We start from the raw sequence: 19,412 nt of genomic DNA, 5'->3' as shown, positions 1-19,412 counted from the left end.
TTCTAATTGTTCCTATGTTATAATGCTATTGGAAAAGAAATATGAATATTTGGGGGGAACTAAATATGATACATTTCCATATTTTTAGCTGGTTAGTTACGATTATCTTATTCTTCGTTGTATACATGAAAGTTACAAATAAACCAGTGCATATGGTCTTAAGATTATTCATGGTATTTACTTTAATTTCTGGTTTTGTTATTTTCATGCAAGCTATGGGAATTAACGGTATGCTTTATGGTATTAAATTTATTCTTGGACTTGCAGTTCTTGGTTTAATTGAAGTGACAATTGCTAAGAAGAAAAAGAATAAAAACAGCCAAGGATTATTCATTGCAACAATTGTTGTAATGGTATTAACGATTTTATTAGGTAGTTATTTACCAATGGGCGTATTACACTTTGGTTAATAGCCACTTTACAATCCATTCATGATTTTGTAATTACAAGACATGACTGGATTTTTTTATTGAATTTATTTATGACAATTTCATGTAGTTCTATCAGTTAAGTAAACGTTTTAGTATAATAGAATTAATTGGGTAATAAAGAGGGTTGTATAAATGAATAAATGGACAAAGATAATCATATCGATTATATTAATCGCACCACTTTTTAGTAGCTATGTTTTTGCGAAAGATAAAGAATACGAGGATGTTAAATACCCTAGAATTTATAGTTTAGTGGTTGATCGTTTTATGAATGGAAATAACGACAACAATAAGATGATTAAAAATAATAATCAATCGAATGATTTACCACTTGGAGGGGATTTCCAAGGGATTGAATCAAAGCTAGACTATATTCATGATATGGGATTTAATACGATACATATTTCACCAGTCTTTTCACATGATCAGAAAGATTTTTTAGGATATAAAGTAAAAAACTATGATGATATCGACAAAGTTCTAGGTGGAGAAAAAGCATTTAAATCATTAGTTGATAAAGTACATCATAAAGATATGAAAATCATCGTTGATATGCCCGTTACATATACAGATGATTTTAAGCTATCTACAGATGGTGATTTAAATCAAATTCAAAAATCATATTTCAAGAATGATCAGTTCATAGATTTAAAGAATAGTGAGAATCAAAGTATTTACAAAGCGAAAGTTAAAAATTTTGTTGATAAATATCATATCGATGGTGTTTCGATGAATATCGTTCAAGATGGTATAGATGCTGAAGCTTTCCTACCAAAAGGATTGGATACATACGGCATCATAAATAAAGACGGTATAAACGCAAAGAACTTTAAACATTTATCGACAAATGCAACTCGTACCGCTATTCAAAATGCATTTAAAACTGAAAATACGGAAATTCCTACTTATAATCAGAAAGGTGAAGTACTCATTGCAGATACTTGGTTTACAGAACGTTTCACAAAACATGCTGCAGATGAGAACAAATTCCCTGGAACACGTATTAAACAATTAATGACATATATGTGGGGATATAAAGGTCCAGTTATAATGAACTATGGTACAGAAATAGCTGTAAACGGTTCGAAAATCGAAACAATCAATCAGCTACAGAACTTTAGAACGGATAAAGAAGTTATCAAATATTTAGAAAAAATTGCTGATACCTTTAAACAATATCAAGAATTGTATGAAGGTAAAGTGAAAGTATTGCCGCATGACAAAGGCACAAACTTGTTTTATTATGACACAAATACAATTGATTATATCTTGAATATTAACGATAGCAGTAAGTCTAAAAAAGTTACATTAGATGATAAGCTTATTGAAAAAAATAAAATGTTATCGGGTCTTATATTAGGAGATAATATTAAAGGTAAAGATAATCGATATAACTTAATTACGGATAGAGAAGAAAGTGAACTATATGCAATAATTAATGAAAGAGGACTGAATAATAGTTATTTAGTAGCAGCAGTACTTGTAATCCTATTATTTGGATTATTTATCTTCTTAGTATCAAGAAGAAGTAAACGACAAAAGAATAATCAATAATTTGTAAAGCTGGGACATCCGTGTCCCAGCTTTTTTCATTGTTAGAGGTAGTAGGGGGTGTGTTTCTGGACCGATAAAATAAATTACCGGTCCAGAAATCAGAAATATGGACCGATAAAAAAATTTACCGGTCCAGAAACGGAAAATATGGACCGATAAAAAAATTTACCGGTCTAGAAATCAGAAATATGGACCGATAAATAAAATTAGCGACCCGAAAACGGGATTTGCAGGCCGATAAAAATAATTAGCGACCCGAAAACGAGATTTACAGGCCGATAAAATAAATTAGCGACCCGAAAACAGGATTACCAGGCCGATAAAATAAATTATCGACCCGAAAACGGGATTATCAGGCCGATAAAATAAATTAGCGACCTGAAAACATCATTTTCAGGTCGCTCTACTAATATTCACATGCTTTTATTTTGATTGTGCTTTATAACCAATCATATTAACAATATCTTTTGGACTAGAGAATGGTGGTGCATAAGCGATCTCGATATCACGTAGTTCGTCTACAGTTAGGTCTCCTATTATTGCTGTAGATATGATATCGATTCGTTTGTCAGCACCATCTTTACCGACTGCACATGCACGTAATATTTTGCGTGTTGCTTTATCAAAATAAACACGTAATGTAAGTGGTTCGGCACTTGGATAATAGCCAGCATGTTGTTTTTGAGTTTGTTCAACTACTTCATAATCATAATTTGAGAGTTCACTTTCTGAAACGCCAACACTGCCTAATGCATAATCAAACATTTTTACAATATTTGTACCAAGTAAACCTTTGAAAGTGGCTTTAGAACTTGATGATTTTGATGTAATGTTTTCGGCGATTAATGCTGCTGCTCTATGGGCACCCCAAGCTAAAGTAACACTAGTTGGTTTCTTTGTATGTCTATAGAATGTTTCGATTACATCACCTAATGCATATACATCTTCTAAATTCGTTTCGAAATATTCATTTACTGGGATATAGCCTTTTTCATTTAATTTAAGTGAAGATGATTTTAACCAATCACTATTCGGTTCAATTCCGACTCCAGTTATGACTAAATCATATGATTCTGTTTTCCCTGATTTAAAAGTTACTTCTCGTCCTGAAATATCTGCAATTTCTTCATTTAATCTATATGGAATATGTCTTTTTTCTAACTCATCAAATATGACTTTATTTAAATCTTTATCCATACTCTTATTAATGTGGTCGCTACGATGAATCAAAGTTGTCTGGATATTTCTATTATATAAATTCTCCAAAATTTCTAGACTCACATAACCAGCACCGACAATTAATGCTGATTGGACATTTTCTTTTTGAATAAAGTCTTCTATTTTGTCAGTATCTACTAAGTTTCTTAATGTAAATACACGGTCAGATTGAAAACCTAAATGTCTTGCACGACAACCCGGACTTAAAATAAGTTTGTCATATGAATCTTCAAAAATTTCACCAGTTTCATGATTTTTAATCGTGATTGTTTTTTTAGTATCATTTAATTCAATGGCTTCGTGATACGTTTTGACTGTAATATGTTTTTTGTCTTTAAATTGTTCAGGTGTTGCTGATAACATCATATTTCTATCTTCTACAACTTCTCCTAAATAATAGGGAAGGCCACAGTTTGCAAAACTCATATCTCTATCTTTTTCATAAACTGTTATGTCACTATCCGGGTCAAGTCGTCGAATTTGCGATGCAACTGTTGCGCCTCCAGCAACTGCACCGATTACGATAATTTTAGCCACTTAACATCACTCCTTATAATAGAATATAGCGACTGTGCCACTACCAGTATGTGAACATATAACTGGGCCAATATTTGAAATGACAACATCTTGAGGTGAAAGTGATGATTGTATCAGTGTTTTAATTTTTTCAGCTTCTTCAATATCATCAGCATGTGTCATATAAATAATATCATCAGAGTAATCACTATTTTCGTTTTGCATTTTATCTATAATGGCATGCCATAATTTTTTAGAACCACGAAATTTCTCAATCGGAACAAGTTTGCCTTCTTCAACATGAAGAAGTGGCTTGATATTTAATAAGTTACCTAAAAATGCTTGTCCTTTAGAAAGTCTGCCACCACTTGCTAAATAGTTTAAATCTTTAACTGTAAATAGGTGTCTAATTTTATCAATGCGTTCTTTAATATAAGCATCAAGCTCTTCAAAAGTATATGACTGTTCAATTTTATCTTGTACATCGAGAATTAATTTACCACATCCCATTGATGCACTTAATGTGTCGTATATTGTTAAATCAAGGTCTGGGTATGTTTCTTTCACTTGTTCTTTAACTAAACAAGCCGTTTGATATGTCCCGCTTAAAGCACTACTAAAAGCTAAGTAAATGGCTTTTTCTTTCTTTTCAGCAACTTCAGTAAATACTTTTGTCATTTGTTCCATAGTAGCTTGATTCGTCTTTGGATGTTTATTGTTTTTGATTGCTGCTAATACTTCTTCGTTTGAGATTTCATATTGATCAACTTTATTTTGATCATCAATGACAATTCCGAAAGGTAAGAAGTAAAATCCTTTTTCTTCAATTTGAGATAACGTTATATCTGAACCACTATCTACGATCATTTTCATGTAAAAACCCCCTTACATATTTAAGTCAAAATGTTTGTTTAAGTATTTTCCGATACCATCATTATTATTAGTGTCTGTAACTTCTGTTGCAATTTCTTTAAGTTCTGGAATAGCATTTCCCATTGCGATACCATAATTGGCAAATTGAATCATTTCAAAATCATTATCTTCATCACCAAAAGCAATAATATTATCAAAATCTATATCTAAATATTCAGCGACATATTTTACCGCTTTACCTTTGTTAATACCCTTTTTAACAATTTCAATAACAGGAAATGGAGCGCCCCAACGACGATGTTCTATAAATTCAGCATAGTGCTTATTTAAATGTCTTTTAATACGTGGAATCTCACTTTCTTCTGCTTGAATTAATAGACTCGTAGGAGATTCAGGAAGTAATTGATCAAGTTCTCCATATTTTATTTCAGGATTCCCCATGCTGAATCCTTCAAATAGTGATTGATCATAGTTGTTGATATACACTTGGTCTTTAACTTCAGCAATAATATTTTTAATATCAAGTTGACTAATATCTTTATAAATTTTGTATGCGATACGAGTATCAAATTGCTCATGTTTCGTTGGGAACCTATTATCTGTTGGATGATGAATATAAGCACCATTAAAATTAATGATAGGGGTATTCATATTCATTGCGTTGTAATAATCCACACTTGCTCGATATGGTCTACCAGTTGAAATCATAATTTCATGACCGGATTTTTTTAAATACTGTAATACTCTTTTAGTAAAAGGTGAGATGCGCTTTTCATCGTTTAACAATGTGCCATCTAAATCTAAACAAATTAAATGTTTTTCCATATCGATAACTCCTTACCATTTTTTCTTTATGATACATACAATAATATCATATCATTTTCTTTAACCCATGCTTTAAATTTGATATATTATATATAGTAACTTTTAGAATGAGGTGAAAATATGGAAGAAGCAATGAAAGATAGTATTATCGGTGCACTTGAAAATGTAATTGACCCTGAACTAGGAATTGACATAGTTAACTTAGGTCTTGTATATAACGTTGACTTAGACGACGAAGGATTATGCACAGTAGAAATGACGTTAACTTCTATGGGTTGTCCAATGGGGCCACAAATTATAGATCAGGTTAAAACTGCATTAGCAGAATTACCTGAAATTAAAGAAACAGAAGTTAACATTGTCTGGAATCCACCATGGGGCAAAGACAAAATGTCACGTTACGCTAAAATTGCATTAGGTGTAAGCTAAAAGTAATCAAAAAGCAGTAGAGCATCATGTTTAGAACATGCATCTCTACTGCTTTTGTTGTTTATAGTTACTTGAATGAAATTAATTATTAGTAGACTTTGTTTTCTTATACTTATCTGAAATCAAAGCATAAATGATATAAAATATAACGAATATCAATATGATAGTAGTAACAGGATTCAAAGGCTTGTTATTAAAAATGGCATTATAAAATAAATCTATAGAATAGGCTAAACAACATAAACCTAGAATAATCCAGATTAAGTTTTTCATTGATATCCTCCTTATTGAATAAAGGTTTTAAAATCTTAATACTTATTCTATCCTACATATAGATAAAGGACAATTTTCGCAATTGATGGCTCTCTTTAAATAATCTAAGTCGTGTATCGTGATTTTTTTATGATTGATGGAGACGATTTTCTCTTTCTTTAAATTACTCAACATACGGTTAACACTTTCTCTTGTTACATTACAAAAATTGGCTAATTCATGATTTGTTAAATCTACATTGATCAAAATGCTATTACCATCTTGTATGCCATAGGTATTAGCTAATTTAATCAATATCGAATAGAACGCACCCGTTTTCCCAAGTGTATATACATCTCTAATTTGATATTCATTTTTTTCGTTTTCATTCTGTACCCATAGTAACCATTCATATTTAAGCACTTCATCGTTTAAAATGGCTTCTTCAAATTGTACTTTAGGAATACTAAATACGACAGCTGCTTCTTTTACTCTTGCTGAAAGGCTATGTGTCTTTCTTCCACAAAATAATGTTGTCGACCCGAAAATACTATGCCTGCCTAATAGTTTAGTATTAAATTCTTTCCCGTCTTCCATTACGCGATGTGTAATGACTTTTCCCTCTATAATTACATAAATATGATTACATAAGTCTCCAGTATGGTATATATAATGTTGGGCATTAAAATGGTGTCGTTGACCATGTTGAATAATATACTCAATAATTGAAGTTGCCTCTATATATGTAGTTTGCAAAAGATCACTTCCCCTTATGATTTCACTTATAGTTTACCATAAAATGTCATAAAAAAGGTTTGTAATTTTGGTGCTTTATATTTGTCAAAGAAGGTCAAAAGGTATATAATCAAATTAAGGTCAAAGATAGTCAAACTATCGGCCGTTGAAAATTTAAAGAGGTGATACATTTGGATATTAATCAGATGACATATTCCGTACAAAGTGCAATTGAACAAGCACAACAATTATCACAATCATATCAACTACAAAATATTGAAATAGAAGCTGTATTACTAGCAGCATTAAATGAAGATGAAAGTATTTATAAAAGAACGCTTGAAAGAGCAAATATTGATACAGAAATTTTAAAAGATAAATATGAACAAAAGCTAAAACAATATTCTGTAGTTAAAGGTGATAACGTCCAATATGGACAATATATTTCGCCAAAGCTTAATGAATTATTTATTAAAGCAGATAAAATTAAAGAAGAAATGCAAGACGACTATATGTCTATGGAGCATATTTTAAAAGCAGCCATCGAAGTTGACCAAACAACAATCGATATTGTAGGCAATAAAAAAGAAGTCGTTAATGAAATTATTAATAAAATAAGAGGAGGGAATCGTGTGACTTCACAAAATCCTGAAGTACAATATGAAGCACTATCTAAATATGGTAGAGATTTAGTCGAAGAAGTTCGAAAAGGGAAAATGGATCCTGTAATCGGTAGAGATGAGGAAATTCGTAATACGATTCGTATATTAAGTAGAAAAACTAAAAATAACCCAGTATTAATAGGCGAGCCTGGTGTTGGTAAAACAGCCATTGTAGAAGGACTTGCTCAACGAATTGTTAAAAGAGATGTTCCTGAATCACTATTAGATAAAACAATTTTTGAATTAGATTTATCAGCACTAGTAGCTGGTGCCAAATTCCGTGGTGAATTTGAAGAAAGATTAAAAGCAGTCTTAAAAGAAGTTAAAGAATCTGAAGGAAGAATTTTATTATTCATTGATGAAATTCACATGTTAGTTGGCGCAGGTAAAACAGATGGTGCAATGGATGCAGGTAACATGCTTAAACCAATGTTAGCAAGAGGTGAGTTACACTGTATCGGTGCAACAACTTTAAATGAATATCGTCAATACATTGAAAAAGACTCAGCATTAGAAAGACGTTTCCAAAAAGTAAACGTTAAAGAACCTGACTTAGAAGATACTATATCAATTTTAAGAGGTTTGAAAGAAAGATATGAAGTACACCATGGTGTTCGTATTCAAGATAGAGCATTAGTGGCAGCAACGGAATTATCAGATAGATATATTACAGATAGATTCTTACCAGACAAAGCGATAGATTTAGTAGACCAAGCTTGTGCAACAATACGTACAGAAATGGGTTCTAATCCAACTGAATTAGATGCTGTAAATAGACGTGTGATGCAGTTAGAAATTGAAGAAAATGCACTTAAATCAGAATCTGATCAAAGCAGTCAAATTCGTCTAGAAGAATTACAAAAAGAATTAGCCGATGAAAAAGAAAAACAACAACAATTACAAAGTAAAGTTGAACAAGAGAAAGAACAAATCAAATCATTACAAGATAAAAGAGCAGAATTAGATGAAAGTAAACAAGCGCTCGAAAATGCAGAAAATCAATATGATTTAGCTAAAGCAGCAGAACTTAAACACGGCAAGATTCCACAAATAGAAGCAGAATTAAAAGAATTAGAAGAAGCATTTGCTGAAGAAACAGGTTCAGATCATGACCGACTTATTAGAGAAGTTGTAACAGATGAAGAAATTGGTTATATCGTCAGTCAATGGACAGGTATTCCAGTATCAAGACTTGTTGAAACTGAAAGAGAAAAATTACTTAAACTTTCAGATATTCTACATGAAAGAGTTGTCGGTCAAGATGAAGCAGTAGATTTAGTGTCAGATGCTGTTGTAAGAGCAAGAGCAGGTATTAAAGATCCGAATAGACCAATTGGTAGTTTCTTATTCTTAGGTCCTACTGGTGTCGGTAAAACTGAATTAGCTAAGACATTAGCAGCAACATTATTCGATTCTGAAAAACATATGATCAGAATAGATATGAGTGAATATATGGAAAAACACTCTGTAGCACGTTTGATTGGTGCTCCTCCAGGTTATGTAGGTTATGAAGAAGGTGGCCAATTAACAGAAGCGGTTAGAAGACAACCATATTCAGTTATTTTATTAGATGAAATTGAAAAAGCACACAATGATGTGTTTAATGTACTACTTCAATTATTAGATGAAGGCAGATTGACAGATGCAAAAGGTCGCAGTGTTGATTTTAAAAATACAATTATCATTATGACAAGTAACATTGGATCACAATATTTATTAGATGGCGTTACTGAAAATGGTGAAATTGAAGAATCAGCTAAAAAACAAGTGAACGACAGCTTACATGCTTACTTTAAACCAGAAATATTAAACAGAATGGACGATATTGTATTATTCAAACCACTTTCTATTAAAGATATGAGTCATATCGTAGATCATATTATTACAAACTTAAACATTCGATTAGTAGACCAACACATCAAAGTGAGTGTAGATCAAGATGTGAAAGAGTGGATAGCTGAAGAAGCATATGAACCACAATTTGGTGCAAGACCATTGAAACGATTTGTACAACGACAAATTGAAACTCCTTTAGCAAGATTAATGATCGGTCAAGAATTAAAAGAAGGTACAATAGTAAACGTACACTTAGTAGATGGTGAAGTTAAATTTGAAGTAAATGCATAATAAAGAATCCCGTCATGTAATTGGCGGGATTTTTTGGTGATGTGTATAAGATAGTTAAGAAGTAATTAGCAAGTTTGGTGAGAAGTGCAAATAACGAGTGTCTTAGTAACACTTCGACCGAGTTTTGTAAATATAGCGGTCCATAGTAACACTTCGACCGAGTTTTGTAACTATGGGTATCCTTAGTAACACTTCGACCGAGTTTTGTAATTATAGCCGCCCTTAGTAACAGTTCAGCCAAGTTTTGTAAATAACGCCCTCGTTATGAACAAGTTTGGTAAGAAGTGTTCACAACGCCTCAGTTATGAACAAGTTTGGTAAGAAGTGTTCACAACGCCCACGTTCACACGTTGAATATCAGCTAAAAATTATATAGTTGATGACAAACAAAAAATCCCGTCATATAATTGACGGGATTTTTTATGAATGTTGTGTACTTTGTTTATCCGAAGTAGATTTACCAACTAAAGCATCTAAAAGAATAATAACAACTGTAAAAATGATTGCATAAATAGTTGGACTAACAAAATTTAGCGCTTCATCTGAACCACCTAAACTATGTAAAACAAAGTTTATCATTTGTGATAATAAGAATGCCCATATAAAAGTTAAGATGTATTGCATTTTTTATCCTCCGTAACTGTTAATGTCATATCATTTATTATAATTAACTTTTTATAAATTGTATACCTTATATGATGAAAACGATTTAAATATTTTTAAAAGTGAGTCTGTGCTTGTGTAAAATGGTACAAGTATGTTAAATTAGTACCTGATAATAACAACAGATTATAAGAAGGTGTCAATATAATGGATATTGGTATAAAAGGTTTTGGTGCATATGCGCCTAAACGAGTGGTAAAAAATGAACATTTTGAAAGTTATTTAGATACTTCAGATGAATGGATTACAAAAATGACAGGAATAAAAGAAAGACGTTTTGCTGATGATACTGAAGATACTAGTGATTTGGCATATGAAGCTGCGGTTAGAGCGATTGAAGATTCAGGTATAGATAAAGAAGAAATCGAAATGATCATCGTAGCAACTTCAACAGGGGATAAACCATTTCCAACTGTAGCAACAACGTTACAGAAGAGATTAGGTTTAAATAAAGTACCTTCTATGGATCAACTTGCTGCATGTACTGGTTTTATTTATGGTATAGTAACTGCACAACAATTTGTACAATCTGGTCTTTATAAAAATGTATTAGTAGTTGGTGCTGATAAACTAACGAAAATTACAGATATGAATGACAGAAGTACAGCGATATTATTTGGTGATGGTGCTGGCGCAGCAATCATTGGCGAAGTATCAGAAGGTAAAGGTATACTAAGTGTCGAGCTTGGTTCAGATGGTAATGGTGGACCATACCTATATCAAGATATGGATGCTAATACAATCCAAATGAATGGACGAGAAGTCTTTAAGTTTGCAGTTAGAATTATGGGTGAAGCTTCAACTAAAGCAGTAGAAAAAGCAGGTCTACAATCAGATGACATCGATATGTTTGTGCCACATCAAGCTAATATTAGAATTATGGAATCTGCTCGTGAAAGATTAGGTATTGCTAAAGAGAAGATGAGTGTAACTGTAGATAGATACGGGAATACATCTGCAGCTTCAATACCCTTAAGTATTGCATATGAATTAGAACAAGGTAAAATAAAAGATAACGATACAATAGTCCTAGTTGGATTTGGTGGCGGCCTGACTTGGGGTGCCATAACGTTACGCTGGGGTAAATAGGAGGAAATTGAATAATGACAGAGAAAAAACGTGTTGTAATGACTGGTTTAGGTACATTAAATCCTTTAGGAAATGACGTGCCTACTACTTGGGAAAATGCAATTAACGGTAAAAACGGCATAGACGAAGTAACAAGGATTGATGTTTCTGAATTTCCAGCTAAATTAGCGGGTGAATTGAAAGATTTCAATATTGATGATCATATTCCGAAAAAAGATGCTCGTAAAATGGATAGATTTACGCAATATGCAATTGTGGCCGCTCGTGAAGCGCTAAAAGATTCTAAATATGAAATTACAGATGAAAATAGTCACCGTGTAGGTGTTTGGATTGGTTCAGGTATTGGTGGTATGGAAACATTCGAATACTCACACAATATGCTTTTAAAACGTGGTCCAAAACGTGTAAGTCCTTTCTTCGTACCAATGATGATTCCAGATATGGCAACTGGTCAAGTATCTATAGATTTAGGTGCTAAAGGACCAAACGGTTGTACAGTTACAGCTTGTGCAACAGGTACAAACTCTATTGGTGATGCATTCAAAATCATCCAACGTGGTGATGCTGATGTTATGTTAGCTGGTGGAACAGAGGCACCTATAACAGAAATGGCTATGGCAGGTTTCAGTGCGAATAAAGCATTATCTACAAATCCTGATAAACATACAGCGTGTCGTCCTTTCCAAGAAGGAAGAGATGGCTTCATCATGGGTGAAGGTGCTGGTGTAGTCGTATTAGAATCATTAGAATCAGCTGAAGCACGTGGTGCACATATTTATGCTGAGGTTGTAGGTTATGGATCAACTGGGGATGCATTCCATATAACAGCACCATCTCCAAATGGAGAAGGCGGTGCTCGTGCAATGCAAGAAGCCATTAAAGATGCTGGTATTAAACCAGAAGATATCCAATATTTAAATGCACACGGAACAAGTACGCCAATTGGTGATTTATATGAAGTATTAGCTATTAAATCAACTTTCGGTGATGCAGCTAAGAACTTAAAAGTAAGTTCAACTAAATCAATGATGGGTCATTTACTTGGTGCAACTGGTGCAGTTGAATCAATCTTAACGGCTTTATCAATTGAAAATAGTATTGTTGCTCCGACAATTAATGCAAATACACCAGATCCAGAAATCGATTTAGACTATACGCCTAATGAAGCGGCTAAGTTAGATATTGAGTACGCTATGAGTAACAGTCTAGGCTTTGGTGGACATAATGCAGTATTAGTATTCAAGAAATATCAAAAATAGACTATAAAAAAAGCAGAAATACCAATAAAAGTTGGTGTTTCTGCTTTTTATTTATGAAAATTATTAAACGATAAACCCTAGAAAGATTGAGATAATAAAAAATAATGTACTTAATACGACAAAAGGTAATACCCAGTTATGTATTTTTCTTTCTTTTAAATGTAGTTCTTTCATATTTGGATTCATGATTTCATCGTCTTTCAAATAATCTTGTGACGCTTTAGATTTCATATGAAAATTAAACTTCCGAACTGCTTGTCTAGAAACTTCTCCAACGCCATCTTGTTTCATCGCAACAAGCCAACTTGCCGCAAAAGCAAATGTCATGATGTAAAAGTATATATTAGCTGCTTGATCTAGGTCTTTTAAAAAGATAAGACAAAGGACAGCGAATAGGCCAATATAACCTATAGTAAAAATACCCCAAAATTTCATTATTACCTACCTCTTATTATTAGATTTAAGTGTATTATAACAGATTAGAAAAAAATATTTATGTTTTGTGGAACTTAATAAAAAAATAAGTGTAATTTTACTTATGTATATTTATTGTATGCTACTACATAGTAAATGACTGAAAATTAGAAAAAATAGGTAATAAGTAATAATATACTGTATATTTATTCCTTATAAGTGAATATTACTGTCGCGTTGTCGCTTTATCGTAATAAAATAATCTATTAATTTGAACACTTTCATATTCAAAATTCTGAATATTCGTGTTGATTTACATTGTATAAATTCTGTATAATGTATATAAATATTTCTGAATATTAAAAGAAATATGAATTCGATAAGGGGATTGGAGGCAAAACAATGGTTAGGTATACTTTGAAACGTATTATTTATATGTTCATATCATTGTTTTTAATTATGACGATAACATTTTTCTTAATGAAATTGTTACCGGGTTCACCGTACAACGATGAGAAATTATCAGAAGAGCAGAAGGTTATTATAAATGAAAAGTATGGTTTGAATGATCCTGTACCAGTACAATACGCGAACTATTTAAAAAATGTCGCGAAAGGTGATTTTGGTATTTCATTCCAATACGATAACAGAGAGGTTTGGAGTTTAATTAAACCTAGACTTGGACCATCTGTAGAAATGGGTACATATGCGATGATTTTAGGAACTATTACTGGTTTATTATTAGGTATAGTTGCTGCAATCAGGCAAAATACAATAGTAGACTATGGGGCCACCTTCCTATCGGTAATATTTATTTCAGTTCCATCATTCGTTCTAGCTGTATTACTACAATATGTATTTGCTGTTGAATGGCAAATATTCCCTGTAGCAGGTTGGAGTGGTTTTATGACTGCTGTATTACCATCAATTGCATTAGCAGCAGGTGTAACAGCAACAATTGCACGTTATATTCGTTCTGAAATGATTGAGGTCCTAAGTTCTGATTACATAGAATTAGCAAGAGCTAAGGGGATGTCAAGTGCACGTGTTATCTTTGGACATGCAGTACGTAATGGATTAATTCCTATTATTACAATTATCGTGCCAATGCTAGCCGGTATCTTAACAGGTACTTTGACAATTGAAAATATATTCGGCGTTCCTGGTCTAGGTGACCAATTCGTTCGATCAATACAAACAAATGACTATCCAGTCATTATGGCTTTAACGCTACTATTCAGTTTCTTATTTATTATTTCAATCTTTTTAGTTGATGTACTTTACGGATTAGTAGATCCAAGAATCCGTGTTGAAGGAGGTAAAAAATAATGGCTAATAATGATGATAACAAGTTAAATAATAGCGGTTATGATAACGCCTCTGTCACACACTCAACACAAGGTATGCCAGCAGAAAGCTTCGTATTACATGGAAGAGATAAAGTAGTAGAAGAGAAATTTGAAAGAAAAAGTCGTACATTTTGGCAAGATGCTTGGAAACAACTTGTAGGGAACAGACTAGCGATTATTGGTTTAATATTCCTTGTCTTACTGACAGTTATTTCTTTAGTAGGTCCTTTAATGAATGATCATAAGTTTAGTGATCAAAACGTTTCACATGCGAACTTACCACCGAAAATACCAGTATTAGATAAAGTACCGTTTTTACCATTTGATGGGACAGATAGAGATGGCTTTGACTTATATGAAAGTCAAAACGTTCAAGAAAATTACTGGTTCGGTACGGATGAACTTGGACGTGACTTATGGACACGTACTTGGAGAGGTACACAAGTATCCTTATTCATAGGTGTTGTTGCAGCAGCTTTAGATATCTTTATCGGTGTTATTTATGGTGCTGTATCAGGTTACTTCGGGGGAAGAATAGATGATATTTTACAACGTATTGTAGAAATACTTTCTTCTATTCCAAACTTAATTGTCGTAATTTTATTCGTATTACTATTTGATCCATCTATTTGGACAATTATTTTAGCCATGTCTGTAACAGGTTGGCTCGGCATGAGTCGTATTGTACGTGGACAATTCTTGAAAATTAAAGAACAAGAATTCGTAATGGCATCTAGAACATTAGGGGTTTCTAACTTTAAATTAATCTTTAAACATATTTTACCGAATACACTTGGCCCAATTATTGTAACATCTATGTTTACTGTTCCAAGTGCAATTTTCTTCGAAGCATTCTTAAGCTTCATTGGATTAGGTATTCCTGCACCACAAGCATCACTAGGTTCATTAGTTGATACAGGTAGAAAAATGTTGCTGATTTACCCACATGAATTATTCGTACCAGCAACAGTATTAAGTTTATTAATCTTATTCTTCTACTTATTCAGTGATGGTTTAAGAGATGCGTTTGACCCTAAAATGCGTAAATAAGGAGGAAATTAATTATGGCTAAGAGAATATTAGAAGTAAATAACTTACATGTTTCCTTCGACATTGACGCGGGGGAAGTACAAGCAGTAAGAGGTGTAGACTTTTATTTAGATAAAGGGGAAACACTAGCAATAGTTGGAGAATCAGGTTCTGGTAAATCTGTTACGACTAAAGCATTAACACGTTTATTGCCGAAAAAAGTAGGTAGAATTAAAGACGGTTCCATTTTGTTTGACGGGAAAGATATTGCAAAATTAAGCGAAAAAGAAATGCAGAAGATTCGTGGTAAAGAGATTGGTATGATATTCCAAGATCCTATGACTTCACTCAACCCAACAATGAAAATTGGTAAGCAAGTCATGGAACCACTTATTAAGCATCAAAAATTATCTAAACAAGATGCGAAAAAACGTGCATTAGATATTTTAAATTTAGTAGGTTTACCGAAAGCAAAAGAAAGATTTAATAACTATCCTCACCAATTTTCAGGTGGTCAAAGACAAAGGATTGTTATTGCAACAGCATTAGCTTGTGACCCTAAAATCTTAATTGCAGATGAACCTACAACAGCATTAGACGTAACCATTCAAGCACAAATTTTAGAATTGATGAAAGAATTACAACATAAAATAGATACTTCTATTATCTTTATTACACATGACTTAGGTGTAGTAGCAAACGTGGCAGATAGAGTAGCAGTTATGTATGGTGGACAAATTGTAGAAACAGGTTCAGTTGATGAAATTTTCTATAATCCTAAACATCCATACACATGGGGTTTACTATCATCAATGCCAAGTTTAGAAACATCTCATGATACAGAACTTTTGGCTATTCCTGGAACACCACCAGATTTAATCAAGCCACCTGTTGGAGATGCATTTGCTAGACGTAGTGAATATGCCTTAGATATTGACTTTAAGGAAGAGCCACCTTGGTTCCAAATTTCACCTACACACTTTGTGAAGTCATGGTTGTTAGATGAAAGAGCACCTAAAGTAGAATTACCAGAAGCTGTTAAATTAAAACAAAAAGCAACACCAGATCAATTTGACAAGCCAAAACGTGTAGAAAGGGTGACGTTCTAATGGCTGATAAAAAAGAAGTACTCATTGATGTTCAAAATTTAAAGCAATATTTCAACGTAGGGAAGAAAAATGAGGTAAAAGCAGTAGATGATATATCATTTCAAATATTTAAAGGTGAAACATTAGGTTTAGTTGGCGAGTCTGGTTGTGGTAAATCTACAACGGGGCGCACACTTATTAAACTATATGATGCAACTGACGGGAAAGTCATCTTTGATAACGTTGATATACAAAATATCAAAAAGCGTAAAGACTTATTACGATTTAATCGTCGTATGCAAATGATTTTTCAAGATCCATATGCATCATTAAATCCACGTCTTAAAGTTATGGATATTATTGCTGAAGGATTAGATGTTCACAAACTAGTTTCAAGTAAAGAAGAAAGAAAAAAACGTGTTTACGAGTTGCTTGAAACAGTTGGTTTAAATAAAGAGCATGCTAATAGATATCCACATGAGTTCTCTGGTGGACAAAGACAAAGGTTAGGAATTGCGCGTGCATTAGCTGTTGAACCAGAATTCATTATAGCAGATGAACCAATCTCTGCACTTGATGTTTCGATTCAAGCACAAGTTGTTAACTTAATGCAAAAGCTACAAGATGAAAAAGGCATTACGTTCTTATTCATCGCCCATGATTTATCAATGGTTAAATATATTTCAGATAGAATTGGTGTGATGTACTTTGGTAAATTGGTTGAACTTGGACCATCTGACCAAATTTATAAGCATCCTCAACATGAATATACAAAATCATTATTATCAGCGATTCCGTTACCAGACCCTGATTCGGAACGAACAAGAACAAGATCTTCGTATAATCCAGATATACATAAATATGAAGACGACGACAAACTAGAATTAAGAGAAGTAGGTCCGGATCACTTTGTATATTGTTCTGAAAAAGAATTTGCTGAGAAGAAAGCCAACTATAATAAAGACTTCGATTTAACAGAAGCATAACTTTATATTAAAAATAATATTATATTCATTTTTTAGATTTATAAGGTTTTTGAAGGTTTTATTTTGCATTATTTCAATTGTTTGAAAATTGTATGGATTACTATTGTTTTTCATACATTTTTAAAATATAATAAAATTACAAATCTTCTGAATAATTCAGGAGAAAGAAAACAAGGGGGAAAAGCTATATGAGGAAAAAGATTTCGGTTTTATTGTCAATACTCGTTGCAGCTGTTTTAACGTTAGCAGCATGTAGTGGTGGCGGTTCTAAAAGTGACGAAGGTGGTAAAGGCGGCGTTAAGAGCGAAAAGTCTGAAAACGTCTTAAACTTAGCTTCAACATCAGATATTCCAACTATGGATTCATCTTTAGCTACAGACCAAGTATCATTCTTTACATTTAACCAAACTTTAGAAGGATTATATGTATTAGATAAAGATGATAATCCTGCACCAGGTGTAGCAGAAGCAGATCCAGAAAAATCTGCAGACGGCAAAACTTGGACGATTAAATTAAGAGACAATGCAAAATGGTCAAATGGTGATCCAGTAACAGCGCATGACTTCGTTTATGCTTGGCAAAGAACTGTAGATCCAGACACAGCAGCTGAATATGCATATATGTTTGAAAATATCGAGAATGCTAAAGACATCACTGCAGGTAAGAAAAAACCTGAAGAATTAGGTGTTAAAGCAATTGATGATAAAACTTTAGAAATTAAATTAATTAAAGACGTTCCTTGGATGCAAAGTCTATTTGCTTTCGGTTCATTCATGCCTCAAAATGAAAAATTCGTTGAGAAGCAAGGTAAGAAATTCGGGACTACAGCTGATGCTACATTATCAAACGGTCCATTCATTATGAAAGAATGGAAAACTGAAGATAACTGGAAGCTTGTACCAAACAAAGAATATTGGGATAAAGACAAAGTTAAACTTAAAGAAGTTAACTATAAAGTTGTAAAAGAAGTACAAACAGCAGTTAATATGTACCAAACTGGTAAATTAGATACTGTGTCATTAGATTCATCTAATGTAAACAAATATAAAGATAGAGAAGACTTCTCTACTCAATTAAACTCATCTAATTTCTTCTTTAGAATTAACAAAACTAAAAACAAAGATTTAGAAAATCAAGATTTAAGAAAAGCATTCGCAAAATCTATTGATAAGGAACAATATGTTAAATCATTATTAAACAATGGTTCTGTTCCTTCAGATAAATTAATGGTTAAAGATTTCGTTAAAGATGAAGATGGTAAAGACTACATCGATGGCGTTAAATCTCCGTTAGGTTACGACAAAGAAGAAGCTAAGAAATTATTAGAAAAAGCTAAAAAAGCAACTGGTAAAGATAAATTCAACATCGAATTATTAACTTATGATGCTGATGAATCTAAAAAAGCAGCTGAATTCGTTAAAGAGCAAGTTGAGAAAAACTTACCAGGTGTAACATTAAAAATTAAACAACAACCGTTCAAACAAAAATTAGCATTAGAATCTAAAGGCGATTATGACATTTCATTCGCTGGTTGGGGTCCTGACTATCCAGACTCAACTACGTTCTTAGATTTATTTAAGAAAAATAGTCCACATAACCAAACAGGATATGCAAATGCTGAGTACGATAAAGCATTAGAAGAAGCTAATTCTGATGAAATGTTAAAAGATGAAAATAGTGAAAAACGTACTAAATTATTACAAGATGCAGAAACTAAATTCTTAGACTCAGCTTCAATTGGACCACTTTACCAACAAGGTGTCGCACGTTTACGTCAACCTTACGTTAAAAACTGGCAACCACATAAATTCGGTGGAGACTACTCACTTAAAGAAGTAGAAATCGCTGGAGCTAAATAAAAGTGAATGAAAGCAATCAATGGAAACATTGGTTGCTTTTCTTTATATTTTCAC

Annotated in this window: 17 protein-coding genes; 11 read left to right on the top strand and 6 right to left on the bottom strand. The window is 32.7% G+C overall.

The features are described from left to right. Positions 1 to 65 precede the first annotated feature (65 nt). A complete protein-coding gene (locus tag LQ675_RS02525) occupies positions 66 to 410 on the top strand; it encodes a YisL family protein (protein ID WP_037588863.1) in 345 nt (114 codons plus the stop codon). A gap of 153 nt (positions 411 to 563) precedes the next feature. Then, positions 564 to 1,985, top strand: coding sequence for an alpha-amylase family glycosyl hydrolase (locus tag LQ675_RS02520; RefSeq protein WP_239726638.1), 1,422 nt, complete (start codon positions 564 to 566; stop codon positions 1,983 to 1,985). Between the two features lie 423 nt (positions 1,986 to 2,408). Here LQ675_RS02520 and LQ675_RS02515 read toward each other — a convergent pair whose 3' ends face one another. The 3 genes from LQ675_RS02515 to LQ675_RS02505 are packed head-to-tail and all read right to left on the bottom strand — an operon-like array spanning position 2,409 to position 5,417. Next, entirely contained in the window at positions 2,409 to 3,740 is a 1,332-nt protein-coding gene (locus LQ675_RS02515) for a CoA-disulfide reductase (protein WP_058591470.1), read from the bottom strand. Positions 3,741 to 3,746: 6 nt separating this feature from the next. After that, positions 3,747 to 4,592 carry a DegV family protein gene (locus LQ675_RS02510; RefSeq protein WP_239726640.1) on the bottom strand — a complete coding sequence of 282 codons (846 nt, stop codon included), beginning with the start codon at positions 4,590 to 4,592 and terminating at the stop codon, positions 3,747 to 3,749. Between the two features lie 12 nt (positions 4,593 to 4,604). Beyond that, the gene (locus LQ675_RS02505; protein ID WP_078355600.1) at positions 4,605 to 5,417 is read right to left on the bottom strand and encodes a Cof-type HAD-IIB family hydrolase; all 813 of its coding nucleotides are present in this window, start codon (positions 5,415 to 5,417) and stop codon (positions 4,605 to 4,607) included. 120 nt (positions 5,418 to 5,537) lie between these two features. Here LQ675_RS02505 and LQ675_RS02500 point away from each other — a divergent pair, with 120 nt between their 5' ends. Beyond that, positions 5,538 to 5,846: a metal-sulfur cluster assembly factor gene (locus LQ675_RS02500; RefSeq protein ID WP_037588867.1), complete on the top strand. Its 309-nt coding sequence runs from the start codon at positions 5,538 to 5,540 to the stop codon at positions 5,844 to 5,846. A gap of 315 nt (positions 5,847 to 6,161) precedes the next feature. On the opposite strand, the gene LQ675_RS02495 is transcribed toward LQ675_RS02500, so the two are convergent. Continuing rightward, positions 6,162 to 6,854 (bottom strand): Crp/Fnr family transcriptional regulator, encoded by a 693-nt coding sequence (locus LQ675_RS02495; RefSeq protein WP_232182493.1) that lies wholly within the window; start codon positions 6,852 to 6,854, stop codon positions 6,162 to 6,164. A 170-nt stretch (positions 6,855 to 7,024) separates the two neighbouring features. Here LQ675_RS02495 and clpB point away from each other — a divergent pair, with 170 nt between their 5' ends. Then, positions 7,025 to 9,622, top strand: coding sequence for an ATP-dependent chaperone ClpB (clpB, locus tag LQ675_RS02490; protein ID WP_058591466.1), 2,598 nt, complete (start codon positions 7,025 to 7,027; stop codon positions 9,620 to 9,622). A 420-nt stretch (positions 9,623 to 10,042) separates the two neighbouring features. On the opposite strand, the gene LQ675_RS02485 is transcribed toward clpB, so the two are convergent. Next, entirely contained in the window at positions 10,043 to 10,246 is a 204-nt protein-coding gene (locus LQ675_RS02485; RefSeq protein WP_048541988.1) for a YjzD family protein, read from the bottom strand. A gap of 186 nt (positions 10,247 to 10,432) precedes the next feature. On the opposite strand from LQ675_RS02485, the gene LQ675_RS02480 reads away from it, so the two are divergent. Next, complete coding sequence (locus LQ675_RS02480) at positions 10,433 to 11,374, top strand: beta-ketoacyl-ACP synthase III (RefSeq protein ID WP_058592522.1); 942 nt, start codon at positions 10,433 to 10,435, stop codon at positions 11,372 to 11,374. A gap of 14 nt (positions 11,375 to 11,388) precedes the next feature. Next, a complete protein-coding gene (gene fabF / locus LQ675_RS02475; protein WP_078355601.1) occupies positions 11,389 to 12,633 on the top strand; it encodes a beta-ketoacyl-ACP synthase II in 1,245 nt (414 codons plus the stop codon). Positions 12,634 to 12,696: 63 nt separating this feature from the next. Here fabF and LQ675_RS02470 read toward each other — a convergent pair whose 3' ends face one another. Next, on the bottom strand, positions 12,697 to 13,068 hold the full coding sequence (locus tag LQ675_RS02470) for a DUF3899 domain-containing protein (RefSeq protein ID WP_058592520.1): 372 nt from the start codon (positions 13,066 to 13,068) through the stop codon (positions 12,697 to 12,699). 381 nt (positions 13,069 to 13,449) lie between these two features. On the opposite strand from LQ675_RS02470, the gene opp3b reads away from it, so the two are divergent. The 5 genes from opp3b (at position 13,450) to LQ675_RS02445 (ending at position 19,358) form a co-directional block, all read left to right on the top strand. Beyond that, positions 13,450 to 14,376, top strand: coding sequence for an oligopeptide ABC transporter permease (opp3b, locus tag LQ675_RS02465; protein ID WP_025905684.1), 927 nt, complete (start codon positions 13,450 to 13,452; stop codon positions 14,374 to 14,376). Next, entirely contained in the window at positions 14,376 to 15,446 is a 1,071-nt protein-coding gene (gene opp3C / locus LQ675_RS02460) for an oligopeptide ABC transporter permease (RefSeq protein ID WP_058592519.1), read from the top strand. Before opp3b ends, opp3C begins: the two co-directional genes overlap by 1 nt. A 14-nt stretch (positions 15,447 to 15,460) precedes the next feature. Further along, entirely contained in the window at positions 15,461 to 16,534 is a 1,074-nt protein-coding gene (locus tag LQ675_RS02455; RefSeq protein WP_049319851.1) for an ABC transporter ATP-binding protein, read from the top strand. Then, on the top strand, positions 16,534 to 17,499 hold the full coding sequence (locus tag LQ675_RS02450; protein WP_048541993.1) for an ABC transporter ATP-binding protein: 966 nt from the start codon (positions 16,534 to 16,536) through the stop codon (positions 17,497 to 17,499). The genes LQ675_RS02455 and LQ675_RS02450 overlap by 1 nt, the downstream gene beginning before the upstream one ends. A 188-nt stretch (positions 17,500 to 17,687) precedes the next feature. Then, complete coding sequence (locus LQ675_RS02445; RefSeq protein ID WP_107603510.1) at positions 17,688 to 19,358, top strand: peptide ABC transporter substrate-binding protein; 1,671 nt, start codon at positions 17,688 to 17,690, stop codon at positions 19,356 to 19,358. The last annotated feature ends 54 nt before the right edge of the window (positions 19,359 to 19,412 follow it).

This window comes from Mammaliicoccus sp. D-M19, assembly GCF_022386695.1.
GTDB classification, from domain to species: Bacteria; Bacillota; Bacilli; order Staphylococcales; family Staphylococcaceae; genus Mammaliicoccus; species Mammaliicoccus sciuri.
The sequence above is the reverse complement of the archived record's forward strand: the minus strand, read 5'-3'. Positions and strand labels throughout refer to the sequence as shown.